We start from the raw sequence: 26,057 nt of genomic DNA, 5'->3' as shown, positions 1-26,057 counted from the left end.
GCATTAAAATGGCATTATCACGTGAACAAGTAGCTATGCGCGTTGCACAAGAGCTACAAGACGGTTATTACGTTAATTTAGGGATTGGTATCCCTACCCTTGTCGCTAACTATGTACCCGATGGCATAGAAGTCATGCTGCAATCTGAAAATGGTCTGCTAGGAATGGGTGCGTACCCATCTAAAGACCAAGTTGATGCAGATATGATCAACGCGGGTAAAGAAACCGTGACAGCAGCAACAGGTGCAGCAATATTTAATAGTGCAGATAGTTTTGCCATGATACGGGGTGGTCATGTAGACTTAACAGTATTAGGTGCATTTGAAGTTGACCAGAACGGAAACATCGCATCGTGGATGATCCCAAAAAAGCTGATTAAAGGCATGGGTGGCGCGATGGACCTTGTTGCTGGCGCGAAGAATATTATTGTTACGATGACGCATGCAAGTAAGCATGGCGACTCTAAGTTATTAGAAAGTTGCACTTTACCGTTAACTGGGGTTAACTGTGTAAAGAAAATCGTAACTGATTTAGCCGTACTCGAAGTCAAAGACGGCGCTTTTCATCTACTAGAGCGCGCACCAGGCGTGTCAGTAGATGAAATCATAAGCAAAACGGCAGGAAAATTGCTTATTGAAGGTGATGTCCCTGAAATGGTTTTCTAACCACTGACATCCCAATGTACCGACCTCATTCCCAGTGCCAATGGCGCTGAGTTACCCAAAATCCCTCGCAAGAGGGATTTTTTTTATCTTTTATATCCCCCTCACTGCACCAATTTGTCACACAATTAGTATAAAATGCCCTAAACTTGTGAGTAACACGTAAGGAGCACTTTACTTGTTACCAATAAATAAAAACTGCTACACTCGCCTTTTTTGCTTTTTGAGGCGAAAAACTAGATTAAACAAGCAATTAACGCTTAATTTTTAGGCGTTATCGCAAAAGTTAGCTATATTCACCCTTTAGTCTGTTAGTTTTTAAATATTGGGATAATAATTGCTTAGCTCTTAACTTCATAAAACGCGCTATTGAGAATTACTGAAATTAACTATGCAAACACCTATTCGTGGCCTACGCTCATTTTGTTTCGCTGCTCGCACACTGAGCTTTAAAGATGCAGCAAACCAACTTTATCTTACGCCATCAGCCGTAAGCCATCAGATCAAGCAATTAGAAGAGCAATTGGGGATTGAGCTATTCGAACGTCAAACTCGCTCTATTCGTTTAACCGCTGCGGGTAAGAACTTTTATGATTCAGTGTCACCTCTAATTAAAGCTCTCGAAAAAACCATTAATGAATTTAGTCAGTTACAAGAAAATATCACTATAAGCATTACCCTGCCTGAGTTTTTTGCCAGTGAATTATTAATGCCAAAGTTGAGTGAGTGGACCGCCGATCATCCAAACACTAACTTACAGCTAAACACCTTAAAAACGCGCAAAGAACTGACCAAGCAAAGTGACTTATCAATTGTATTATCGTCATCTAAGCCACACGAAGGGGTTGTACACGAATTATTTTCATTGTCGTATACACCGGCATGTAATAAAGAAAACTGGCAAGCATGGCACGAAAACCCTTTTCAAGCCCTTAATGAAGTGCCCCTAATACTGCATAAAGCACGTCCTTGGGCATGGCACCAATGGGCTGAACATGCAGGTATTGAAGACTTCGCACCAAAACAAATTATTCAGGTTGATAGTATGTTCGGGGTTGCGCGTGCTGCACAGCAAGGGATGGGAATTGCACTTATTCCTTTGCCAATCAGTCAAACCTGGTTTGAAGAGCAATGGCTATTTAATTTTACTGATATGCCATTAAAAACCAAAGACAAATACTATTTAGTCCAGCACGAACCGAGCGAAACTAACGCACAGCTAGAGTTATTTATAAAGTGGATGATTGATACGTTTAAGCATTTAAAATAATCACTTATCTGGATGCCTGTGTATAACACAGGCATCATTCACACGGGCTCTGTCGTGAGTAATTTCATCTTTCTAGCGATTCTAACCACCCTTTTATCTCAGCCATTAGTTGTGGCAACAGGCGCTCTAGTTTTTGAAGTGTGTCTTTGATTTCGAGGTTTTGCTCGCGTGCTTTTAACTCAATTTCTTCACATAATTTTCTGAGCTTATCGGCACTCAGCTCACCACACATCCCTTTTAAAGCATGCGCAGTTTGATGTACTTCCGCATGATTTTGCACTGCAAACTGATCTTTTAAATCAGTGAGTTTTTTCGGCGCGTTGATCATAAATATTTGGCATATTCTTTTTAGTAAAGCCTCTTTATTAAGTAACCGTACAAGCGCTTCTTGACGATTCCATAATGACTGCGCTTCATCTACTGTGCTAACGTGTTCTTCTGTTTGCTGTTCATGATCAGATAAAATCCATTTCACAACTTTTGATAGCACATCATCTGCTTTAATTGGTTTGCTAAGATAATCATTCATACCGACTGATAAACATTTTTCTTTTTCGCCCATCATCGCACTCGCAGTCATGGCAATCACAGGCACATTAATAAAAGCGCCACCAGCCTCACCTGAACGTATTTTTTCAGACACTTGATAGCCATTTAAAGTTGGCATCTGACAATCGAGTAGTACACAGTTTACAGGCGCTCCGCTTGCTTCGCTCTGCAATAAATGTTCAATGGCTTCTTGGCCATTGTTGGCCGTGAGTATTTCAATGGGTAGCTCGTCAAGTGCCCCTTTCGCTACTTCTAAGTTAATTTTATTGTCATCGACAATAAGTACCTTACTGCCTTTAATTTGTGATAAACGTTCATTTGAAATTGCGAACTCACCATCACTGTTGTCATGTAATAACGTGTGTGTTTCGTTATCACGCAGCTCAACCCCTGCAACGCGTAATAGGGCTGTTTGTGTAAGGGGTTTACTTATTTTACTCACTTTGCCCGCTTTGCTTTTTGGTATTGAAGTATCAGACTGATGCAATAAGACAACGTGAGTGCTGCTATGTGTTTCATGCAGGTGATCTAAGCTCGTATTATTATTGATTTCTTCGTCGTCTATGATGGCAAAATCAATGTTCTCATCATCGTGTAGGTCTAATTCACTAAGCGATGAAACGCTTACGTGCCCGCCATATAAAACAACCAATTTTTCAATTATTTCTATAATATGTGCATTTTGACTACACACTAAAACATGTTTAGAGGAAAAACATCTCTGTTCTTGCTTTAAGTTTCTTTCACTTGCGCGTGCCTTAATATAAAAGCTAAATGTACTGCCTTGATTTAAAGTTGAATCTAAGTAAATTTCTCCACCCATTGCATGACATAACTGCTTACAGATCGATATTCCTAATCCCGTCCCTCCAAATTTCTCGGTAATTGCACTACTCGCTTGTTGGAATGCACCAAACAGTCGTTTTTGCGAAAGAGGATCAATGCCAATTCCTGTATCTTGTACACTAACCCTTAATTTATATTCATTATTAGCAACATGCTCCGAACTCACTTTAATTTTAATAAACCCTTTTTCAGTAAACTTAATGGCATTACTAATCAGGTTATTAATAATTTGAGTTAGTCTAAGGGGGTCTACTTCTAGCTTATCGCATGTAAGTTCTGTGGTGTCTAAGTACACATCAACCCCTTTATCGAAGGCTCTGACAGCACACGAGCTCACCAAACTTTCAATCAGTAGCAGCGGGTTTATCAACTGAATATTTAAGTCGAGTTTTCCTGCCTCTATTTTCGACAAATCAAGAATATCGTTAATTAATAAGTTTAAGCTTGATGCGCTCAACTCCATCATATCAACAAGCTTGCGTGACTTATCTGTTAGCGCTTCTCGTTTCAAAATATTCAGCGTGCCAATGACACCATTTAATGATGTTCGCAATTCATGGCTCACATTCGAAATAAATGCACTTTTAACCTCGCTGTGTTTAATTGCTTCGTCTTTTGCTTCTGCAAGTGCGTGTGTACGTTTGCGCACTTTGGCTTCAAGCTCAGAGTTAAGACGTTTAACTTTAATTTCAGCCTGTTTTTCTTTACTAATGTCTCTAATTATTAAAGCCAAACCACTTAGGTTACTGTGCTCAGAAAAAACAGGACTCACTGAAATAGCGTAATGCGCGATATATTCACCTTGCACGAATGAGCACTCGTCCTTTATTTGAGCTCTAGAACTCTGTATTTTTTTTACATATTCATCGATTGGTAAATTAGATAGAAATTCAATTTCTTTACTCGATTTCCCTACTGCCGCTTTACTTGAAATGAGCAATAATCGCTCTGCAGTATGGTTTAAACTGGTCAGATACCCTTTTAAGTTAAGGGCAATAATTGCATCGATAGAACCATCGACAATTGCTGATGCTTCTTGTCTGGTTTCTGCGAGTAATTGGCTTCTAATCGCATTACGATAAAATGTAATTAAAAGAATTGATGTGAAAACAATCACTGCAAATAACAGACTGTAGGTGATCAAGCGTTTTTCATTGATCAAATTATCCACATATTCTTTAGGTGCAAGTAGGTTAAAATTAACAAAACCATATTTATTACCTGATCTGGTATACAACTTTTCTGAACGTACATAGAACTGTTCTTCGGTATTCGCTTTTGACTTTATTAAATAGATACCGTTGTACTTTATGTTTTCGGTGTAAACAGCCTGCCAATTTACACTGGGATTTAAATCTCTAGAAAATTGATAGCTTTCAAGTGGATGAATAATAAAATCTCCATCAGAGCCACTAATAATAAGTTGTGAGGTATCAAACACTGTTTCTTTAAGGTTATTAAGTAATGTACTGGCATTAACATTCATAATTAAAAAAGCAAAACGCTTACCGTTCTCACTGTATATTGGTATCGAAAACCGAATCATCGGTTTAAAAGGAAATTCAATTTCACCAAACTCACGATTTAAAGACAGTGGTGACATATACACTTGCTTTGGTTCAAGCAACGTACTGGGCAAGAAATAAGGCTCGCCACTTTTAGATTGTAATGAATAATCCGCAGAGGCTTCTACAGATGCGCCAACACGCTGAACACGAATAAGTTCGTTACCTTCAGCAGTCACCGCAATAACACGCACCTGTTCAACGGCGAGGTTATTTTCCATAAAACCAATAAAAATAGTTTCTAATCGCTCTTTCCATTGCTGATAACTAGTGCCATCGTATGGGTCTATTCCATTGTTAAAATGGGCTCTTGGTAAGCCTGAAATTGGCGGGGTTGAATACAAAAACCGTAAATCTGATTTATATTCTGACAGTGTCGTTGTTACAATTTCTTTTAGCCTTTGATTCGTTTCGACGAACTCTTGGTCTATCGAGTCTAAAACATCTTCTTTTACTTGCCCTTCAAAAAAGCTAACGGCGATTGCTATAAAAACAACAAATACTATCGACACTAAAGCAAAGTATGGGTTCAATGAGGCTGCTTTTTTATTTTCTTTTAGTAAAATATTCACTCAGCTCCCCTTACCGTTCATCAGCTGCTTTTGTGCACCATTTCAACAAAATAGCTTTAACGCACTCATAATTAATTGGTTTTGCAATAAAGTCATTCATCCCGGCATCAATACAGCGTTGTTTGTCGGCACTTAATACATTGGCAGTTAAAGCAATGATGGGAGTGTTTTTATAGGAAGGCATCTCTCTGATCCTTAATGTCGCTTGCGGCCCATCTAAGACAGGCATTTGCATATCCATAAGAATGAGATCAAACGCCCGTGTTTCACACTGAAGAATAGCTTGCTCGCCATTATCGGCAATATTGATAGAGCTGATATTAAACTCACTCAACATCGCTTCAATAACGATTTGATTGATTTCATTATCTTCGACAATCAGCACATTCAGCCAAGAGAAATCAATTGCTTGCTCATGGGGTTCTTGCATGCGCTGTTGTTCACTATAAACAGACTCATTCGCTCGGATAACATTGAGATCAAAATGAAAGTCTGAGCCAACACCATACTCACTTTCAACGTGCAATGAAGTCCCCATTAATTTTAATAGCTTACTAGAAATGGCTAAACCGAGTCCTGTACCACCAAACCGTCGTGTAATTGAGGCATCTGCTTGTGAAAAGGCCTCAAACAAGCTATTAAGCTGTTCCTTCGCTATGCCAATTCCGGTATCTGAAACGTGGAATGTAATGCTAAATTCATCATTAGATAGCTGATGAATACTCACATTTAACGATACACTGCCTCTTTCTGTAAATTTAATTGCATTGCCAATTAAATTAATAAGCACTTGTTTAAGGCGTGTTTCATCCCCTAAAAATATAAAATTGGGGTCCTCAGGCAACACTGAAATAAACAGTTCGACTTGTTTATTATTAGCTTGCGCTTTAAATAAATGTGTTAGCTCATCGAGTAATAAGTTTAATGCTATTGGCTGTTCTTCCAGTTCAATTTTTGAGGCTTCGATTTTACTTAAATCTAAAATATCATTGATAATTACTAATAAGCTCGCACCTGAAGAGTGTATGATGGCCAACATTTTTTCTTGTTCTGCATTTAATGGTGTACGACTCAATTGACGTGCCATACCCAAAATACCGTTCATAGGCGTTCGTATTTCGTGGCTCATATTCGCCAAAAATTCTGACTTAACTTTAGTGGTATGTTCGGCGGTTTGTTTGGCATCTGATAAATCTTTACTTAAAATTCTGAAGCTATCTGCCGCTTTTGCAAGTACACCTATTTCATCTTTTCTATGTAAGTCATAAATTGGTGCTGATAAATCGCCATTAAGAAAGTGTTTAAAGCTCACCGTAAGGCGTTTAATAGACTTGGAGATCTGCAAATGGAAAAAAGCAGACAAGGCAATAATGTAAATTAACACTCCCCACGCGAGTAGCTTTAAAATACGTTCTGTTTTAGAAACTGTTTTTTCTGCTTCTTCCTTGATACGGCTTAACCTTGTTAATGATTGCTCTCTTAGTTCATTTGCTAAAGTACTAAATTCAATTGCGTCACCGGCCATTACAACATTGACTAAACTTAAATAATTGCGATTTGCTTGAATACTCCTCGCAAATGCCTGACTATAAGTATCTGCCATTTTTGAAAGTTGGTTAATTTCAGAGCGGTATTCACTTTTTTGAATATGCACAGAGGCATTTAATTTCGTCGAAATCATTCGTAAAGCATCGTTAACTGACGCTCTTTTTGCATAATCTTTTTTGGTTAAAAACAAATACGCATCTCGATGCAACGAATGCCACAGATTGAGATACTCAGAAATAAATAACTTTTCTTCAACAGTGGTTACTTTTCGCATTAAGTTATCAAGGTGTGTCGTTGCATCAGCGTAAATTCGGGGTAATTCTTTTTCTGTCAATGTTGCTCTTATTTCGTAGCGCTTGGTCAAGACCTGTAAATTCTCGCCGTACCTCTTTACTAGTTCAGACATGGCGTTGAGGTAAATTTGACTCTCATTCTCTTCATTTTTAAGCTCAACATCGCTTAGACGTGTTTTGATACTTTGAAAATTTTCGACGATTTTTTCAAACACAGCACTGCTTCCACTCCCGCCATACACAGAGATATCGCGTTGCATTTCGACTATGTCTTTATTGATCCTAAGAATACTTACAGCGTAATTACTGATTCGGCTTATATCGTTAAAAGCAACCTCTATTGTATTTAGGCGTTTATTCATAACGTAGTAACTGGCGCTCATAGCAAGTAAAATTAGCATCAACGCTAATAACATTTTTGCAGCAACAGAGCGTGAGAAAATATTCGACAAGGCAGTTCCTTAAGAATTAAGCAGTTCAAACCACTTATCTAAACTGTAATCATAATTTGGCATGACGGTATTCCAAACCGCGATATTAGAAAAGCGCTTAATGTAGCTGCCTCCATCCCTTAACTGCCCAGCTTGAACAGAGATTTTTCCATCAGTGCCAGTTAAGTCTGTCACCGCTTCTTTACCTTGATACCAGTAATTCCACTCTGGTATAGACATAAGAGGCTGACTTCGTTCTGGGTTAGAAATGTAATAGCCCTGACGCGCTATAAATGCACCGGGATAGCCAGACAACCACCAGTTCATGTAATCGTACGCTGCATCTTTTACATGCCCTTGCGTATTGGCCGATAAACACATAACCCCATGCCAAGCACGATAACCTTCTTTGGGCGAAGCATACACAACAGGGATACCTTGTCCTCTGCATGCACTTACTCCCGGTGAAAACATACTTTGAATAGTCACACGGTTAGTTTTCATAAAGTCTATCGACTGTGGAACCGATGTCCAAAATCCAGCGAAGTGACCCTGCCTTTTTTTCTCGAGCAAAATTTTAAACAGCTGATCAATTTCTGTAATACTCATATTTCCTAAGTCATTGAAACTCATCAGCCCTTGGGCCTGAACAGCAAGTGCGGCGTCAAAAATACCTATGGTGGGCGCATTAACTAAGCCTACTTTCCCTTTATTTTTCTCGTCGAGCAACCATGCCCACGATTCGGTTTCATAGGGAATACCTTGCTCAATAAATTGCGTGTTATAGCCAAAGGAATCAACATTGTGAACATACGGCATATAACTGATTTTTTTGCTAGGCGTCGTACCGAGGCGACCATCAGGCTGAACATACAAAAGCTTATTGGGTGAATCCCCCGCCCCTATTTTTGCTTCAGGTATTACACGCCCGGTTTTAGTTAGTGGGTTAATTTCGTTCCAATAAATAAGCCTATCAATATCTAATGGTTGGATAGCCCCAGCCTGCCACAAAATATTAATTGAATCAGACCACTGTTCGTACAAATCAAAAGAACTTGGATCCGCTGCCGCCTTTTGTAAAACAGCAGCACTGCCCATTGGAGTAAATTCGATATTAATGCCAAGCTCACGCATTGCTCGTTGACGTAACTCTTCTTGCAAGGTGACATGTGTGCCCATCACTCTCAAAGTGACAGTGTTTTTTGCAAAAACATACGGTGCTTTAAATGCCAGTGTTGAAGCAGCGACTCCCACACCCATTTTTTTTAGAAAACATCGACGGTCTTTTAAGTTAGCCATACATATTCACCTAGTAAATAAGCAACTATGAGTATAGATGAAATTTTTAACGTTAAAATCTCATTATTTCATCAGTCAATTGCATGTAATTTAAAGCAATTTCTACCCGCATTTTTTGCTTCATATAATGCTTCGTCAGCTAATGAAACAAGTTCATCAAACTGTTTCATCTCTTGGTGAGAATACACAACTCCCCCAATACTGACTGACACCCTATTTAAAGAAGATTCTTCGTGACGAATATTTTCGCTCGCTAGTTCATGATTAATTCGCTCGCAGACTTGCTTTACTCCATCAAAATCTGTGTAAGGCAAGAGCACAAGGAACTCTTCTCCTCCATATCGTACAACCGTATCTTGCGGGCGTTTAACTGAACGATTTAATACCTCAGCAATCTTTTTAATACATACGTCGCCTTGTGGATGGCCATAATGGTCGTTATAACGCTTGAAATGATCGATATCTAACATCAGTAGGCTAAAAGCTCTTTTGTCACGTATAGCTTGCTTAAAAACATTAGAGACTTCTAAGTCTAGGTAATGGCGATTAAACAAACCTGTTAGAGAGTCTTTGTATGTCAATTCAACCAGCTTTTCGAGGCGAAGTTTATTCTCAATATGATTCTTCGTGCGGTGTATTAATGTTGAAGCAGTGATGGGTTTTCCAATGAAATCTGTTGCTCCGGCTTCCCAACATGCATTTTGTGAATCGGTATCGTAGGTCGATGTAATAAAGACAATAGGAACATTTTCAAAGGCAAGATCGTCTTTTATTTGCCTACATACATTTAACCCATTGATATCAGGCAAATTCACATCTAACAAAATTAAATCAGCAGTGTTTTCTTTACAGTATTCTAAGACACTATTTCCAGCGCTAAATGGTAAAACAGTAAAGTGCTCTTCTAATATTGTTTCAAGTGTAAGTCTGATCATTTCATCATCATCAACTACGAGTATTTTACATTCTGACAATAGTTTTAGAGTTAAAGGCATATAAATTCTTCATCTTTATTATTGTTTAGTTTCGCTTTGCAGCAGCTCTTTAAGGCATAATCGCTTACTAACTTACCTTGTAACTTTTGAAAACATACTATTCATGAGAAGGTCACTTTAGTATGTTATTAATTCTGCAACTAACTGTTAGTTCAATAAGTTTTAACAGTAATTATAGTCAAAGCCCTATTTAATGCTTAACTATTTTTCATTATTTGTAGTATAAAAGAATGATGGCTATTTATTGCATGCGCCATGTACTTAAGCATAAGGTCATTACAATGAATGGATAGCTAATCCTGTCATGAAGTGGGTTTATCATATCGTTTTTGTTTTTTACGTTGTTCGTGCTTTGCTTTAGCCACATTTTCAAATACAGGGGGGGGAATAGGAAATAGCGAAAGAAGTGGGAATATGGCCATAAATAAATATGCCCCTTTTGGCATCTTTTTAGCCCAGAGTACCAGCTTAAAGAGCAGATTAAACAATGTATTTAAACAATACAGTTCCGCCACACAGTGTACTAATAACAACCCGTGCTATAGTGATTAAATCCATTTACCTTTCCATTAATAACCTTTAAAAGATAAATGGGGACAATGCTACTTTTTTAAACGTATTTAATGTGTTAATCATAAAAACGAAGAATATAATTTTTTTGATACTGCCCTCTCCTGATACAGCTTAAGCCTTGCAGCAACACTATTCTTAGCATGAGAGCCTCACTTTTCAAGCCTTTTATTCGACTAAAGTCTATAGGTTAAATTTATTCACCTATTGGGTGTTTATTTATCGTTTGTTCGATTTTCCTCTCTCAACTAAAGTTGAATTGTCGGTAATAAATGCCGACTCTAACAGAGGAAAAAATTATGTTTAGTACACTTATGAAACGCGTTGCACTTAGCTCTTTATTAACTTGCTCAGCGATGGCAGTGGCTGATCAGGGTGACTACAAATTAATGGTGATTGACCAATCTACAACACTTGCAGAACAAAGCAATCAATACGAATTAGCATTTAATCAGTGCGCATTGAGCGTTAAAGAAAAAGACTTTGCGGCAGCCGAAGCACTCTGCTCTAAAGCAATTAACTTGCTAACGACAAGTAAAGTCCCCGGTCATAAACGTCGTGAATTAACATCATTTGCATTAAGTAACCGTGGCGTTGCACGTATCATGTCTGAAAACGAGACAGCCGCATTATCTGATTTCTATGAAGCCGTGCAGATTTCAAGTAACGATTTGGTAGAGCACAACTTAACTCGCGCCAAACAGAACTTAGCATTATAAGTTCATCCGCATTATTTCATGAAACCCAGCTTAGGCTGGGTTTTGTCGTTTTGGAGTATCTAAATTTAAGCACTTAAATTTGAAAACTTAAATTTTAATAAGTCTTAACGTAATCCATCAGACTATCCGGGAAAATTATTAGTGCTTAAGTAAGACAATCTGTTACGAGCTGCAAACCGTTAAAGCAGAAATCAACCTTTTCGCCGTTTTAGAATTAAAACAGACACGAACGTAAGTTATTGTTGGACAATTGTGAGTTAGAATCGACAGTCAGTTCTATGCTATGGCCAGACATAGGTAACGCCCTACTAATGTGCAAAAAATTGTTGGCTAAAATGTTAGGAACGAAAACAGCAAACTGTTTTTTGTTCTTATTAATTAACTTGTTATACGTTTTTTAACTGGTTTAGAATTGTATTACATGCACTGATCACATCTGCTCTGTAGAACTCTATAGTTTCAGCTAACTCTTTATCTGATTTAGCGAGGAACTCAGAAGAACAATTGGCTCGTACGTGCTTCAAAGGTAAATGATCAGTATCAGACTCAATTACACCAAATACTTGAAACTCAGTATCCCAACATTGCTCATATTTATTATTGCCAATTCGCCAGAGCCATATGACATTATCTAAATAATCCTCATCACTCTCTAGTAATTTTGTAGCAAGTTTTATTGCATCATCAGACATTTTATTAACACCAAACTCTAGAAACGTATAACGCCTCAAACACCGGCTTGGTGAAGTTGACGGCTTTTTTTGGGAACGAAAAAGGTGACAGATTTACCAAGTCCGAGTGCTTTGACTTGTTAAACATTGCTACCACCATTTTGCAAAACTCTCTATGTGCTCAATATGCTGGATCACCAATTCACGATCAAAATCACTCTTGAACTCCATATAGCCAGATCCGATTTCACTATGTATTCGGTGAACTGACAATTGAATTTCTTCCTTAGTGAATGAAAGCACTATTTCTCGGTCCATATCATAGAATTCGGCTTTACCGGCGTCTCCGGTTTTCAACCGTTCTAGCTGCACTAGAAACTCGTCAAAAACGGAGCACTCAAACCAAATATCCTTGGCAGAATATGAAAATATTCCTCTGGGCATTTCAAGTTTCAGCTCCACCTCGCAGCCAATTGATGGCAAGCGATCTTCGCTTTCATTGATCTTTATTCCAAACCAAAACGGGTTGGGTAGTTCGATATCGTAGCTCATAATATTTGATGCTAAACGCCCGATTATGGGGCGGAAAATGCTTGGCTAAAATTAGCGACGAAAGAGCACAAGCCAAGCTTTTTGCGTCCCATCCATAAACCGTTTGTTATGTGTTGCTTGCACTTACTAGCAGAAATTCACTAATTTCATTACGTAACTCAAGGTTACTGCACCTACGAGCATTTTCATCAGCCTTATTTGCCCATGATATTGCTTCACATTTATTACCTGTTTCCAAGAAGCGCTCAGCAATGGCAAGTTGTGAAGAAGCAACATATTCACTTAAATTTAAGTTTGTTGCGACCTCTATTGCAATTAAATAGATATTTAAAGCTTGCTTGTTATTTCGGGTGTAATCGGCAAGAGCTTCCCATTGAAGGGGATGATCCTTGCTTGTTCCCTTATGCATTTCACATAATTCATTTAGTTTTTGATAAGCATGCCAATAATTTTGAGTTAACTCAGCACTGGAAGAATTAACCAATTCACACGCTAAATCTAAAACTGAATTATAAATCGATTGATCAACCATAAAAACACATAATGCTTGCATAGCAGGCTAAAATTAGCGACGAAGGAACGCAAGCCTGCTGTTTTGCGTCTCTTGGTTTAGGCACTTGTTATGTTTGAGATTAGCTCAAACGACCGATTATTTTTGCTGCCCAGTTATCAAGAAGTCTGGCTGGAGCAAATGATAAAAACAGACCTAATATTGGAAATAAAGCACTAAATATGGCAACCACAATTTTGTCCGTTTGATCTTTTGTCGAAACACAATTGATTTCAATAACAGCATAAGGGTCTAGTACAGCTTGAACGAAAACGAATACCAATATGCTGCCAACAATAATCAATGCACCACCTGCAAGGTGACTCAACCCAACTACAACATCTACTTTTTCTTTAAATTTTCGTCCATACCTGACTCAAACATACCCCCCAAATAATGGGCAAAAAATAGTTGGTTAAAATAGCGACGCTGGAGCAAAAAACAACTGTTTTTTGTCCTGATTAATTTGCTTGTTAGTTTTTAGAACTGAAATCGAGCTTAATAGCTTTTATCAAAAATTTTGGCAAAACATCCAAAAACTTACCCGGTATATAGCCTAAATAGCACACAGGACCGAAAACAATTAAGAGTAAAGCTATTTGTAAAGTAAGATCTAAAGGAAGGAAATTACGCAAAGTGAAGGTATTTAAAGCTAACATGAATATTATTAATATACATAACAAAGCCCCTAATCCTCTAATCAATTTACTAATTTTAATATCTGCTTCCATTCCCATTTTAAACTCCATTATTGCCATGTACGATTAAAACTAACGCCGCGCTCTGCGGCAAATTTGGAGCGCAGCTGAAAATTTATCCGACAGCAGCGCTTTGTTAAATGCTTGATATCAAGAGTTTGAGATCAAACCCATTAAACTTATGATTTGGCCAATGCTCTACAACCAAGGTGATTGTCTTATCCTCAACTTTCTCAGAATATGAGTTACAACCTGAAATAGCACTTTTCATACCATTGGATAAAGGTAGGTTTAAGCTAGAGATACTCAATGCTTCTGCCATAGCCTCTAACTTTTCACATGCCTGATGGGTTCTGGAAGCATCATTCACGTTCACTTTAAGCTTCAGTACTTTTGCAACATCTTCAAAACCTTCAACATAATAAGCGATATTGTCCGGGATAATACCATCACTAAATTCTTCCATTGGGGATGATGCAAGCCATTCTTCTTCGAAAGATTTATTATAGAATCCGGTGCTCAGCCCTTCGTTTACGAGAAATTCTTTAGCTTTGTAAGGGCTCCAACCTTGCTCTTTTGGCACTTCCTTTGGATTTTTCTCAGAATATCTCACTTTAAATATATATTTAAAGGTATCAATCAGATCCGAGTGTGACTCTATGTTTGCTTTGGCGACTTGAAATGACCATCGTTCAAGCAGACTGAGCCGAACATTAAACAATATAAATGCATAGAGTTTAGCAGCATATCTATGGAACCGGCTTTGTATTGAAAACCTTAGACGAACAAAGACCTGCTCATATGTTGAATAAACCAACATAAAGAAAACGAATGGTAAGTAACAGAGTGTCAGCAGTGGTGGAACAAAGAAGTCGTACGCAGTTTTTTCTTTCCCAAATTCACCAAAATTAGTTATTAACATGTACAAAGTGTAAACGATTAAGACTGCCCCGAAAGAAGATAGGCAATATTCTAGAAACACCTTTACCTGATGATGTTTTCTGTCGGTTTCTGCAATAGCAAGCATAGCTCCCAATAATGCTAAAACAGGAACTAGCAGAACCTCGACCCAAAGAGTGAAAGTATATACACCAACGACAAATTGAAGAATCGCTAGTAGTTTCAAGTTATCTATAACTGAATGCTTGAAAAAATGCTTATCTTTTTTGATTTTTTCAAGCTTAAATAGCGAGATGAAACCAACAGAAACGCACCAAAAAACAGTATTTTTTAGCTGTTCAAAATTCCATAGCCCCAAATCAGAAAGCCAGTAAATGACAATTACCATGTAAGCAACCATCAAACAAAGAACAGACATTATTTGCCGAACAAATAAAGCTGCCATGACGTCTTTGAAGGCGTTTCTGACCTCTGCCATTTTCGAGGAAGAAAAAATGTAAATCGAAATTGCCAGAAGCCATAACGCAATTGCAATTTCTCGATTATTTAGAATATCCATGAGCTTCCTTGGGCATTTTACGCCGCCAGCAGGGGGTGACAAAACCAGAGCGAACCGGCGGTTTTGGCATCCCTCTGGCTGGCCTAGTTACGTATTTTTACGAACAACCGTCTGATTAACGATTCTCCAGTTAATTTTTTGCTTCCAAGCAAGCTGCTTCTCTGAGAGTTTACGCTTACGCCTTGTTTGCATTAAAAATTGATACTCTTTTTCGTAGATATAGCCCAGCTGATAAGCGTGAAGAATCAGATCTTCATTTGCATTAGCTGAGTTATCTTTTGCAATACGTTTCAACCCTGCGAATAAATTACCTGTTTGGATGCCGATGAACTGGTTTACACAAACATTTCCAACATACGTTTTGTTGCCATTAAATTGATTTTCAATGTAACAAAGCTCTTTAATAGCTTGGCCACATGGGCAATTATCCCAGTCTTCCTGTATTTCTACGCCTACAAGTTTCCATTCATTCTTGGCAGCATAGAAATCCTGCGAATTTGAAAGCGGCAATATATGTGCCTTCAACCTCTCAAAATTGTGTTCCATTGCTACTCCTTTGCACGAATTGACACGTAACGCCTCATTCAGGTGCGCCGTAGGCGTCACCTGGAATGACTTGTTACATGCCTAATCTCTCGACAAAAAACTCAATAACTCTGTCTATATCTTTAGAATAAATCATGATTTCCGACTCAGTAAAATATTGCTCTGTTTCGTGAACCATGATGTTTCTCACTTTGTTTAGAGTCTTGATATCTTTATACATTTTAGAATCAATTAAACCATTCTGTATGAGAGCCTCTTGATTCTTATACAGCATTATCTTCTCTCTTTTAGAGAGCTTGGAAGGAAGCAAACCTTCTACAACTAATAGTTTTATAATTAGAGATTCTAGAATCTTCCATTTTTGGATAAAACTTCCAAACGCTGCGCTGGAGTTACTGGCTACTATCTCCGCGAGATCTTCCCTTTCGTCATCACTGATTGTAATTTTATCAAGCGATTGTATAGCAGATACAAGTTTTGATTTTACCTCACCGACGAGCTTGTCTGTTAACTCGAAATCAGGCTTTGTGAACGTATTGTTATGAGCAATCTTACATCGGAGCCTATATAATTTCTCCCAGCGAGCTTTCAAATACGCTCCCTCACAATCAACATTGGATTGGAAATATCTTTCCCAATTTGATTTAGGAATGAAATCAATGATCTCTTCTACTCGAACAGTATCAGTTTCGATCTCAGATAGTTTTTTAATTAGCGCTGCTATATCAAGCGTCCGGTATTCGTCGAAGAGGAAATTCGAAAGTTGAATAAAATCTGTTTCGTAAAGGTAATTAATGTTTGTATCTATATTGTCAGTACGGGACGACTTTTTTAGCTCTTCAGGGACTGTTTCTTTAGTCCAGCCAAGACCGACAGTCGTTAGCATGAATTTTGTGATTAGCTTACGCATCAGGTTCTCTATTTCGTAGATCATAGGATAACTACGAGAAGAGTAATAGAAGCTAATATCATCCCACAGCGTCTGAACGCTATTGTTAGAATTCATGTGTAAAAGCTTCTTCATTGAACGGCAGAGATCGGTAAATTCAGATATATATTTTTCGTCACAAATAAGTTTGATATGAAAGAATTTGTGATTATTGTCTGCGTTTTCACCTTCTTGAAGCTCGTAATCAATTGAAACCCCGCGAAACTTAAGCTTCTTTCCGCTGATGTCTATTTCTGCATCCGATTGTAAGAAGCTCTTAAATGACTGAGAATCTCTACAAAAAGTACTCTCTGAGTCAATAATCACTAAATACTCAACTTTCAAGCTTTTCTCCCTAACTTTGGTTGCATGTAACGCCGCAAATATGGGGCGTATTAAGCTTGGCTAAAATTAGCGAAGAATGAGCGTCAGCCAAGCTTAATACATCCCACGCATAATTGCCTTGTTAGGCTACCTTTCTGATAAAGAATGTTTGTTCATCTTCACTTTGGAAAACACCAATTTGGTGTGTATCTAAGTTAACAATACTTTCTAATTCTTTATTCTCAGTATCCCAAGTTACACCTTCATATTTATATGGAAACTCTGATGAATTTGGATTTTCACTGTGAATATAAATTGAGTTATCCATTGTGTCTTCTTTTATGATAGCGAAGCACTGGATTTCATTGCTTCTATGGTTAGTTAAAGTCTCTGCCTTGACTAAAAAACGAAAAGTAAATTCAATGGCTCGTTTCCTGTTTTCTGGTCTCGAATTTCCTTTGCCATCCCAATCAGGATGAGTATGCCAAAGATCAAACCAATCATTAGGGTCGATTCTTGATAAGGCATCCTCACATTGTTTTTCCATTTTTGACCAGTAGCGATCAATTCTTTTTTTATAACGCCTATCCATGATGTTTCCGTGGTAGCCTAACATTTTAGTATTTATGCAACACGCAGTTTGTGATGCATAATCGCTTGTTGGACTGAGCCGCTACCTGCTCGGTGTGTCAGAGTTGGTGTTGTTTATGCTATGGACTTACTTAGAAAAATAGGCTTTTTAAAGGCTCTAACTTTCCTAGCTAATTTAATCAGCTTAGCTGTGTTATGTAAGCTTTCCCTGCATTGCTCAGCGCTTATTATGTATTCATTAAATCTAAATTTTTCTTAATACGCAATTATATTTTTACGCATACAGAGGCTGCTACCTAACTTCTCAGTCGTTCTGTTTTGGGTAACTTCCGTAGTTCGTTCAAATTCGACTCTAGAGCATCTGCTCTGAATTGTTTTGGGGCAATAATGAGTTAGAGCCAAAGGACGGCTCTGTGCCACTTCCAACATAATTAACACCTGTTTGTATCTCAGCAAGCCCGAGGGCGCATAACTTTTTGTTAGCTGCCAACCCAAATATTACTTAAGTTTGCAGCATTAATAAAAAGCCCAATCGCAATAGGAGCAGTAAACAAAACCATTAAACTGTAGACAAATAATAGCTGGCGTTTACTAAGTTGGTGTAATTGCTGACTTGTAGTTTCACTTCGTAAACGTAACACGGTTGATAGTAAAATGAGAAAAAGTACAAACCACCAAAAGCCTTGATTTAATATAGGGACATTATAGGCAACAGCGAAAATACCAACGCAACTTATAGCAGCAATGAACCATTCAGCTATCCAGCTTAATTGAAAGTACCCGTCTTTAAAATACCAATATAACCTAATGCTTAAAGTAACAATTAGATATATGACTAGAACTATAAAAATATATTTGAATACTTCCATTTTCCATCAATGCCTTACGAAGGAGCGCAAACCAAGCGTTTTGCGTGCTTTTGAGTAACTTGTTATAAGCCGTATACAAGAATGAGATAAATAAGCTAAAAAACGATGCTAATGCTACAATTAAATGCGTACCTTTTTAATATGACAGTCTAACCCTTTATGGTACATGGAAAAATTTTTAGGGTTACCAAATAACATGCCCCAATACTAATCTTGGTAACCTAAGTATTCAACCAGCTTATTTTTACGCTCATTTGTGTATTTATGCGCGGCTTCTTTGTATGCTGCCATCTGCATGTTAAACACAATAAAGGTAATCGCTACGACTCCAAACAGGATGATAAATACCATTGCTACCCTTAGGCTTATAAGACCCACTTAAGCAGACAAAAATTGCTGGTTAAAATGTGAAGCGAAGCGGAACCTAGCCAACTGTTTTTGTTCCGTTTGAAGTGCTTATTATACAGCCTTACGCTTATTTTTATGTAAAGAAAACATTAGTAGTGCAGCAAGTAATGTTGCAATAATATCACCAAGGTCAAAAAACATTGAAGTCCAGTATTGTTCAATTTCATATGTTAATGCACCGGCAGTAAACATTAAAACTGACTTTTTAAATGTTTTAATGTCAATCTTTGGCTTAACTATTGGAATGAGAGACAAGATTCCGAATAAATAGAAAAAACTTGGGGAAGATCCTATAAAGGTATCTAAAAAACTATTTATACCAAATATGTCAGATCTCGTTAGCTTCACAATAATTGCGAAAGCACCACATATAATGAAGCTAGCTATATAATACTTTTGTTCTCGAAACAACAAACCAACTCCTTGGCAATTTAACATGTTTATAGCGAGCGAATAGCACGTTTTCTTACCACACAAGCCGCACTTCTCTCAAAGTTTATTAGTAACAAAGTTATTAACTGATTGCCACATATATTAAAAGTTGGCAGTAACCATTACCTAAACTTAATAAAAGCGAGTCATTAGGTCGTGTTATTGATTATGTAAGCGCCCACACAAAAACTGTATATAAAAACAGTTATCAGGTGTTACTCAAAAAAATGATTAAAAAGACACAGTCCCCTACTTTTCAGCCAACCACTAATTTTGAGTAATTACTCTATAGATTAAATTTCTTCATCTATCAGGTTTAATTTAATCGTTTGTTTAGCTTTGGGGAATATTTTAAAGTTCACTCGTTGGCAAGAAACACCAACTTAACCAAAGGAAATCTATCATGTTTAAAACACTTGTAACCACTATTGCACTTAGCTCTTTATTAACTTGCTCAGCGATGGCAGTAGCCAACCAAGCTGATTATAAACTGATGGTTATCGAGCAAGCTCACTCTTCAAACGACGTAAACAGCACATACGAAAATGCTTTCAACCGTTGTGCATTGAGTGTAAAAGAAAAGAATTTTTCAGAAGCTGAAAGCCTGTGTACCGAGGCAATTTCACTTCTTAGTACAAGTAAAGTACCTGGATACAAACGTCGCGAATTAACTTCGTTTGCATTAAGTAATCGTGGTGTTGCACGCATCATGTCAGAAAACGATACTGCAGCTCTTTCTGATTTTTATGAAGCAGTTCAAATTTCTAAAAACGAACTTGTAAATCATAACTTAACTCGCGCAAAGCAAAACTTAGCGTTGTAAAGTTACCCCACCAAATTGTTGTCGAAAGCCCGGTTCTTGTGTGTTCTGACCGGGCTTTTTTTCGCGCCTGATTTACATGATAAACCAATAAGCAAACTGTAACCCCCTATTGGCCGATACTAAATTTCTCTTTCAGTTCTTGAATTTCTTCACTATACGTAGCTAAAAATTGGTTAAACTGAGTAATAATCTCTGGATGATTAATCGTCGATACATGAAAGTCTTGTACATCTACACCGAGCAATTCATGGAAGTAGACATCGGTCGTTACATTTAACTTTTTCCGTAATTTATAGTTAAGAACATCCCGCGAGATATAAATACAATTTATTCGGTTCAATAAAAGCAAAGAAATAAGCTCCGTTGTATCCGCAGTTTCGATAACGGCAATTCCCTCTTTTTCAAAATATGCTTTAAAACGTTGTGAGGTGAAACCACGCACTTTACCAAACCGGGTGCAATCAGATAATTGTGTATCAGGATTAAGACTCGCAATACCGGTTACAGTTGTTAGAAAAGGCTTTGAATAGACTATTTGCTTGGTTTTTGTGTAGATATCTTTAAAACTTTTTTGCCATTGCGGGTTATCTGGGTATTTAAAATCAAGGTAACTTTGCGTAATAAAATCTTTATAAAGGCGGTTTAGAGGCGTTGGGTAAAACACTATATTATAGTCGTATTTACGACCGAATAATTTTAATAACTGTGCGCTGTATCCAGTGAACCGTGAGTTATTGTTATCGCTCCCTTCGTAATAAGGTAGATATTCAATGTTCTCTACGCCTACTACATACGAGGCTCTTTCTGCGCATAATAACTGCAACGAAAATAAGCTTACTACAACAGCACTCAAACCACTTATTAGATTTATTTTCACATTTCAAACGTCACTTTTGGGCATACACACAAGCTTAGGCTAAAAAATGACTTTGAACTAATAGCGTATCGACATTTTACTCTGCTGGAACAAATTCAAGCACCGTAGCATTAATACAATACCTATCTTTACCTTGTGGGCCTTCACCTGGGAATAAATGGCCTAAGTGGATCCCTGAACTTTTTGATTTTAATTCAATACGCTGCATACCAAAACTGTTATCTTCGTGCATGGTGACGCTGCCTTTAACGGCTTGAGTAAACGATAACCAACCTGTACCAGAATTAAAGCGATCTCGGGTATCAAATAATGGGGCACCACTGAGTTTATCAATAAAAACCCCCTCTGGCGTATTTTTAAAAATATCATATTGCTTACAATATGGACTGTCGGTACGAGCATGAAATGCAACCCTAAACGCCTCACTGTCACCCAACTTAAACGCACCGAGCGCTTTGTAAAATTCATCTTTACTTACATACCCTTGACGGCCATACACTTCTTTACCATTTTCTATAAACAGTAAAGTTGGCGTTGCCCAAGTTGGGGTCTTAATTGTCAGCCCATCGAGCTCATCGGCATAACGAAAGGTCATGGGAATAGTACCTTGGTAGTTATTGGCAACTTCTTTTTTGAACTTTTCACAGTATGGGCAATACCCTTTCGCATCAATAACCACAATCTGTTTATTTGTCAGTAATGCACTATTATCAACGTTGGGTTTGTTGGTTGAATCAAATACCACGCCTGTTGAATGATCAGGACAATACCCATTCGGGTTTTTCTTTAAATAATCTTGATGATAATTTTCTGCTGCGTAAAATTTCTTGAGCGGCTTAATTTTTGTGACAATTGTTCCGTAGCCTGCGGCCGTTAACTTTACTTGGTACGCCTGTTTTAATTCAATGGCTGTTTGTTGCTGCTGTTCGTTGCTGGTAAGAATTGTAGAACGATACTGTGTACCAACATCATTACCTTGGCGATTAAGCTGCGTAGGATCGTGATTCTCAAAATAGTGCTTAAGGAGGCTTTCAGTGGTTATTTCATTGCTGTTATAAGTGACTTTTACCACTTCAGCATAGTTATTGTCGTCGAAACGACGTGATTGACGGGTAATATTTTTATACGTTGCTTTAAATCCCTCACCATCTGCATAGCCTGATACAGCATCAATTACCCCATCCAGTGCTTCGTAGCGTTTTTCAGCCCCCCAAAAGCAGCCAGAGCCAAGTACAATAGTTTCAATATGCTGCGTGGCGTTTTGCATAGTGTCTTGTGAATACACTTTACTTGCAGTCATCATGGCACTACTGGTCAGTAATATCAGTAACATTGACTTAATTGTCATACTAATTTCCTCATTAAAGCCTGTATATTTAAAAGACCGGCGAGTTTAATAAATCATTTCACCTTAAACGCGTCTAAGCTGTGATTCACCGCTAACAATTTAACTCTTTTGTATATTTAAGGTAAAAAGCACCTTTTTACATTGGGATATAATAATGAGAATTGCACATAGCCTAACCGCTCTCGCATTGGGTATAACACTTGCTACGCAAGTGAATGCAGCTGAGTTCACTTTCGCACAATCTATTAAACCAACTGACAACACATTAGTGCTGTTTTTTGATTCAAAAACAGGTGTTTCTGATTTCAATTACCTAAGCGCTGAAACGCAAGCCCACTTAGATAAAGTGGTAAACTTTGCAGACTTTAAAGCCAAGTACGGAAAAACATTAGAAGTCATTGCTCCAAACAACAGTGAACATCAACGTATTTTACTTGTTGGGCTTGGTGAGCAAGCAGAACTCAATGCTGCAAAAATGGCAAAGCTAGGAGGTAATGTTCACGCTAAGCTTCACAGTGCGAAACAAGCTTCGGTTAGTCTTGATTTTTCGGTGTTGAAAGAAACAGACACAAACGCCAAATATGCAGCCGAGTTTGCTCATGGTGCTAACCTACGTGACCACCGTTTTGAAGAATACAAAAAAGAAAAAGACACCCATGTAGTTAATTACACTGTCGACGTTGAAAATATAGACCAAGCGGTCAAAAACCACACTTTACTACAACATATTGAACAGGGTGTATTTTTAGCACGCGACTTAACCAGTGAAGTAGCGACAGAGATGACTCCAGCTGACTTTGCTAAAGCCGCAAAAGAGCTTAAAAAGTTAGGTGTTAAAATCACGGTTCTAGAACCTAAACAAATTAAAAAGCTGGGTATGGGTGCGCTCGAAGCGGTTGGCCGTGGTAGTGAAGAAGGTTCACGCCTTGTTGTTGCCCATTATCAAGGTAATAAAAACACACCTATCGCGTTAGTAGGTAAAGGTATTACCTTTGATTCTGGCGGTTATAGCCTTAAAACTGGCGCTTCAATTGCACGTATGAAATCAGATATGGCGGGTGCTGCAGCCGTACTAGGCACTGTAAAAGCAATGGCGTTAGCTAAAGCCGACACCAATGTTGTTGCGGTCATGGGGATGGCAGCAAACATGGTTTCACAATTTGCTGTTGCACCGGGTGATGTTGTTCGCACAGCTGAAGGTTTAAGCGTTGAGATTGTAAATACAGACGCAGAAGGACGCTTAGTATTAAGTGACGCTATGTGGTATGCACGCGATAAGTTCAAACCCTCTATTATGATTGATGTTGCAACGCTAACTGGCTCAAAAATTGGGGCTGTTGGCAACGAATACGCCGCCGTATTCTCAAAAGACGATCAATTAATTGAGCAATTAACACTGGCTGGTAAGCAAGTAAACGAAAACCTTTGGCGCTTACCGCTGGGCTACGACGATGCGTTAAAATCTGACATTGCAGACTTAAAAAATATTGGTTCTCACGGTCCTGGTGCAACAACAGCGGCAAGTTTTTTACAAAACTTTGCGGGTGACACACGTTGGGTACACATCGATATCGCGGGTAACGCACTTAACAATAAAGCAAAAGATGAACTCGCTGAAGGCGGTACTGGCTACGGTGTACGCTTATTGTCTAACTGGTTACTAAACAACAATAAGTAGCCTTTTCCTTTACTCTCTGCCAAGCTGTTATCATTATTTTATAACGGCTTGGCAGTGTTGAGTTTTTAATTAACGCTAAAGACTCATTTACATCTTCACTACTGGGCCTATATGCTAATTATCATCAACAAATAATAAAAAGTGTGACATACAATGGCTTCTACTCAACGACCACAGATCACAGCACTGACTACGCATTGCATTTTTTTCGATGTCTATGAGTCAGGGCAAGATGTGCTTGAAACACAAAAAAAGATTTGGGCACTCGCGCAACTTTGTCAAAATTCAGGGGACTTTATTGATGTGGTGTCTGCGAATAATAACCTCACCCTTTACTTAAAAGAGTCATCTCTACTTGCTAAGTGGCAATCTTCATTACTTAGTCACTGGCATGAGATTAAAAGCAATGATTTTACCTCTACGCATCATAAGCTCGCCACGGTGTATGGTGGCGATTATGGCCCCGATATTTCAGCGGTTGCTAAATACCATAATTTAACCATAGACGACGTGGCTCAAATGCACAGCAGTGCAACGTATCATGTTTTGTTTTTGGGCTTTCAACCCGGATTTGCATACCTAGCAGGCTTAAACCCCCAGTTATACACGCCGCGACACGAAAAACCACGCATTCATGTCCCTAAAGGCGCGGTTGCTATAGGCGGTGAGCAAACTGGCGTCTACCCCGAAGACTCTCCAGGTGGTTGGCAAATAATAGGTCATACAGATTTCAAACTGTTTGATATAAATGCACAGACACAGTGTGCAATTGCACCGGGCGATACGTTAGAGTTTGTTATTCAGGAGGTGCTAAAATGATCACCATACTCAAGCCCGGCATGCAAATGTCTATACAAGATCAAGGCCGCGTAGGTTCTCGCCATTTAGGCATTGGTCAATCAGGGTGTGTTGACCCTTATGCACAAATCATCACTAATCGTCTTGTTGGCAATCCCGATAACCATCCCGTGATTGAGATCACGCTTGGGCTTGCCGAAATACAGTTTGATAACGACTATTACATCGCCTTACATGGCACCGACATGCAAGCCACTGTGAATGGCAATGCAGTTCAACCGGGCTGGAGTTTTTATATAAAAAAAGGCGATATACTAAAGCTAAACGCAGCCCGACATGGGTTTCGAAACTATTTAGCTATTGGTGGTGACTGGCATTTACCAACGGCTATTTTAGACTCTTACTCAACTGATATTGCAGCAGGCTTTGGTGGCTTGCATGGTCATGCTTTAAAGGCGGGTGATCGTTTCGATATAACACCTAAGTATGCAACTAAAATCGGATTAGGTGCCATGTTACCGCCAAAGAGTACACATATTCGTATTCTTGCCGGTCCGCATGCCTCAATATTACCTGATAATACATGTGATAAGTTTACAGAGCATTCATGGCATATTTCGCCTAGCAGTAACAGAATGGGCGCACGATTATTAAGCGATGAGTGTAAATTAGCGCATTCATTGTCGCTGCCCTCAATGGCAGTTATGCCTGGAAGTATTCAATTACCACCTAATGGTGAACCCATTGTTTTACTGAATGACGCGCAAACAACGGGTGGGTATCCAATAATTGGTACTGTTATTGAGGCTGACTTGCGTCATTTTGCTCAGCTTAAACCCGGTGACTTCTTACACTTTGAGTTTGTTAGTCTTGAGCAAGCTCATTCAGCCCAGCAAAAGCTCGTTGCTCATCTAAATCAACTTGCAATTGCTTTAAAGTATAAAAATGCCAAAAGTTAACAGTCTAAAATGCCCTGTGTTTAAACTCGTTTGGCGTTTAATAAATGACTACCCCCTAAACTAAGTTGTCTATACAAGAGTGTATTTACTTTTTGAGACATTGTTTACAGTGATATAAATTGTTTTTGCTGCGCCAAATTGGTGCAGCAAAAATAATTTTTACGTCGCTTATTTCATCAAATTTCTTCATTTTTACTAAAAATAATTCGTTCACTATTGTTCATACA

General features: G+C 38.3%; 25 protein-coding genes. 7 read left to right on the top strand and 18 right to left on the bottom strand.

What is annotated here, in order from left to right; genetic code table 11:
* Positions 1-8 precede the first annotated feature (8 nt).
* A complete protein-coding gene (locus tag IT970_RS07815; protein ID WP_065979908.1) occupies positions 9-665 on the top strand; it encodes a 3-oxoacid CoA-transferase subunit B in 657 nt (218 codons plus the stop codon).
* A 388-nt stretch (positions 666-1,053) separates the two neighbouring features.
* Positions 1,054-1,932: a LysR family transcriptional regulator gene (locus IT970_RS07810; RefSeq protein WP_036968484.1), complete on the top strand. Its 879-nt coding sequence runs from the start codon at positions 1,054-1,056 to the stop codon at positions 1,930-1,932.
* 64 nt (positions 1,933-1,996) lie between these two features.
* On the opposite strand, the gene IT970_RS07805 is transcribed toward IT970_RS07810, so the two are convergent.
* The 4 genes from IT970_RS07805 to IT970_RS07790 form a co-directional block, all read right to left on the bottom strand.
* The gene (locus tag IT970_RS07805; RefSeq protein ID WP_196857738.1) at positions 1,997-5,464 is read right to left on the bottom strand and encodes an ATP-binding protein; all 3,468 of its coding nucleotides are present in this window, start codon (positions 5,462-5,464) and stop codon (positions 1,997-1,999) included.
* 10 nt (positions 5,465-5,474) lie between these two features.
* Entirely contained in the window at positions 5,475-7,757 is a 2,283-nt protein-coding gene (locus IT970_RS07800) for an ATP-binding protein (protein WP_083202821.1), read from the bottom strand.
* Between the two features lie 9 nt (positions 7,758-7,766).
* The gene (locus tag IT970_RS07795; RefSeq protein ID WP_196857737.1) at positions 7,767-9,035 is read right to left on the bottom strand and encodes an ABC transporter substrate-binding protein; all 1,269 of its coding nucleotides are present in this window, start codon (positions 9,033-9,035) and stop codon (positions 7,767-7,769) included.
* A 71-nt stretch (positions 9,036-9,106) separates the two neighbouring features.
* Positions 9,107-10,030, bottom strand: coding sequence for a GGDEF domain-containing response regulator (locus tag IT970_RS07790; protein WP_065979906.1), 924 nt, complete (start codon positions 10,028-10,030; stop codon positions 9,107-9,109).
* A gap of 869 nt (positions 10,031-10,899) precedes the next feature.
* Between IT970_RS07790 and IT970_RS07785 the strand changes: the two genes are divergently transcribed.
* Positions 10,900-11,319 (top strand): hypothetical protein, encoded by a 420-nt coding sequence (locus tag IT970_RS07785; protein ID WP_036968496.1) that lies wholly within the window; start codon positions 10,900-10,902, stop codon positions 11,317-11,319.
* Between the two features lie 386 nt (positions 11,320-11,705).
* Here the strand turns inward: IT970_RS07785 and IT970_RS07780 are convergent, their stop codons facing one another.
* The 12 genes from IT970_RS07780 to IT970_RS07725 form a co-directional block, all read right to left on the bottom strand.
* Positions 11,706-12,011 (bottom strand): hypothetical protein, encoded by a 306-nt coding sequence (locus IT970_RS07780; protein ID WP_196857736.1) that lies wholly within the window; start codon positions 12,009-12,011, stop codon positions 11,706-11,708.
* Positions 12,012-12,140: 129 nt separating this feature from the next.
* The gene (locus IT970_RS07775) at positions 12,141-12,542 is read right to left on the bottom strand and encodes a hypothetical protein (RefSeq protein WP_196857735.1); all 402 of its coding nucleotides are present in this window, start codon (positions 12,540-12,542) and stop codon (positions 12,141-12,143) included.
* A gap of 106 nt (positions 12,543-12,648) precedes the next feature.
* Positions 12,649-13,095, bottom strand: coding sequence for a hypothetical protein (locus IT970_RS07770; protein ID WP_196857734.1), 447 nt, complete (start codon positions 13,093-13,095; stop codon positions 12,649-12,651).
* Positions 13,096-13,174: 79 nt separating this feature from the next.
* Positions 13,175-13,420, bottom strand: a complete 246-nt coding sequence (locus IT970_RS07765) for a hypothetical protein (RefSeq protein WP_196857733.1) — start codon at positions 13,418-13,420, stop codon at positions 13,175-13,177.
* Between the two features lie 145 nt (positions 13,421-13,565).
* Entirely contained in the window at positions 13,566-13,829 is a 264-nt protein-coding gene (locus tag IT970_RS07760) for a hypothetical protein (protein ID WP_196857732.1), read from the bottom strand.
* Between the two features lie 97 nt (positions 13,830-13,926).
* On the bottom strand, positions 13,927-15,249 hold the full coding sequence (locus IT970_RS07755; RefSeq protein ID WP_196857731.1) for a hypothetical protein: 1,323 nt from the start codon (positions 15,247-15,249) through the stop codon (positions 13,927-13,929).
* Between the two features lie 87 nt (positions 15,250-15,336).
* Positions 15,337-15,795, bottom strand: a complete 459-nt coding sequence (locus tag IT970_RS07750; protein ID WP_196857730.1) for a hypothetical protein — start codon at positions 15,793-15,795, stop codon at positions 15,337-15,339.
* 73 nt (positions 15,796-15,868) lie between these two features.
* The gene (locus IT970_RS07745) at positions 15,869-17,068 is read right to left on the bottom strand and encodes a HEPN domain-containing protein (protein ID WP_196857729.1); all 1,200 of its coding nucleotides are present in this window, start codon (positions 17,066-17,068) and stop codon (positions 15,869-15,871) included.
* Between the two features lie 121 nt (positions 17,069-17,189).
* Complete coding sequence (locus IT970_RS07740) at positions 17,190-17,639, bottom strand: hypothetical protein (RefSeq protein ID WP_196857728.1); 450 nt, start codon at positions 17,637-17,639, stop codon at positions 17,190-17,192.
* A gap of 478 nt (positions 17,640-18,117) precedes the next feature.
* Complete coding sequence (locus IT970_RS07735) at positions 18,118-18,507, bottom strand: hypothetical protein (RefSeq protein ID WP_196857727.1); 390 nt, start codon at positions 18,505-18,507, stop codon at positions 18,118-18,120.
* A gap of 207 nt (positions 18,508-18,714) precedes the next feature.
* Entirely contained in the window at positions 18,715-18,858 is a 144-nt protein-coding gene (locus tag IT970_RS07730) for a hypothetical protein (RefSeq protein WP_196857726.1), read from the bottom strand.
* 108 nt (positions 18,859-18,966) lie between these two features.
* Positions 18,967-19,353: a hypothetical protein gene (locus IT970_RS07725; RefSeq protein ID WP_231387324.1), complete on the bottom strand. Its 387-nt coding sequence runs from the start codon at positions 19,351-19,353 to the stop codon at positions 18,967-18,969.
* A gap of 397 nt (positions 19,354-19,750) precedes the next feature.
* Between IT970_RS07725 and IT970_RS07720 the strand changes: the two genes are divergently transcribed.
* The gene (locus IT970_RS07720) at positions 19,751-20,170 is read left to right on the top strand and encodes a hypothetical protein (RefSeq protein WP_036968511.1); all 420 of its coding nucleotides are present in this window, start codon (positions 19,751-19,753) and stop codon (positions 20,168-20,170) included.
* 106 nt (positions 20,171-20,276) lie between these two features.
* Here IT970_RS07720 and IT970_RS07715 read toward each other — a convergent pair whose 3' ends face one another.
* Together IT970_RS07715 and msrA are read right to left on the bottom strand one after the other, a co-directional pair.
* Complete coding sequence (locus tag IT970_RS07715; protein ID WP_065979904.1) at positions 20,277-21,047, bottom strand: substrate-binding periplasmic protein; 771 nt, start codon at positions 21,045-21,047, stop codon at positions 20,277-20,279.
* Positions 21,048-21,123: 76 nt separating this feature from the next.
* On the bottom strand, positions 21,124-22,350 hold the full coding sequence (gene msrA / locus IT970_RS07710) for a peptide-methionine (S)-S-oxide reductase MsrA (protein WP_231387329.1): 1,227 nt from the start codon (positions 22,348-22,350) through the stop codon (positions 21,124-21,126).
* Positions 22,351-22,549: 199 nt separating this feature from the next.
* Between msrA and IT970_RS07705 the strand changes: the two genes are divergently transcribed.
* The 3 genes from IT970_RS07705 to IT970_RS07695 all read left to right on the top strand — a co-directional run bounded on the left by IT970_RS07705 (position 22,550) and on the right by IT970_RS07695 (position 25,830).
* Positions 22,550-24,073 (top strand): leucyl aminopeptidase, encoded by a 1,524-nt coding sequence (locus IT970_RS07705; protein WP_036968514.1) that lies wholly within the window; start codon positions 22,550-22,552, stop codon positions 24,071-24,073.
* A gap of 153 nt (positions 24,074-24,226) precedes the next feature.
* On the top strand, positions 24,227-24,892 hold the full coding sequence (gene pxpB / locus IT970_RS07700) for a 5-oxoprolinase subunit PxpB (protein ID WP_196857724.1): 666 nt from the start codon (positions 24,227-24,229) through the stop codon (positions 24,890-24,892).
* A complete protein-coding gene (locus tag IT970_RS07695) occupies positions 24,889-25,830 on the top strand; it encodes a biotin-dependent carboxyltransferase family protein (RefSeq protein ID WP_196857723.1) in 942 nt (313 codons plus the stop codon). The genes pxpB and IT970_RS07695 overlap by 4 nt, the downstream gene beginning before the upstream one ends.
* Positions 25,831-26,057 lie beyond the last annotated feature (227 nt).

The organism is Pseudoalteromonas sp. A41-2, assembly GCF_015767615.1.
GTDB classification, from domain to species: Bacteria; Pseudomonadota; Gammaproteobacteria; order Enterobacterales; family Alteromonadaceae; genus Pseudoalteromonas; species Pseudoalteromonas lipolytica.
The sequence above is the reverse complement of the archived record's forward strand: the minus strand, read 5'-3'. Positions and strand labels throughout refer to the sequence as shown.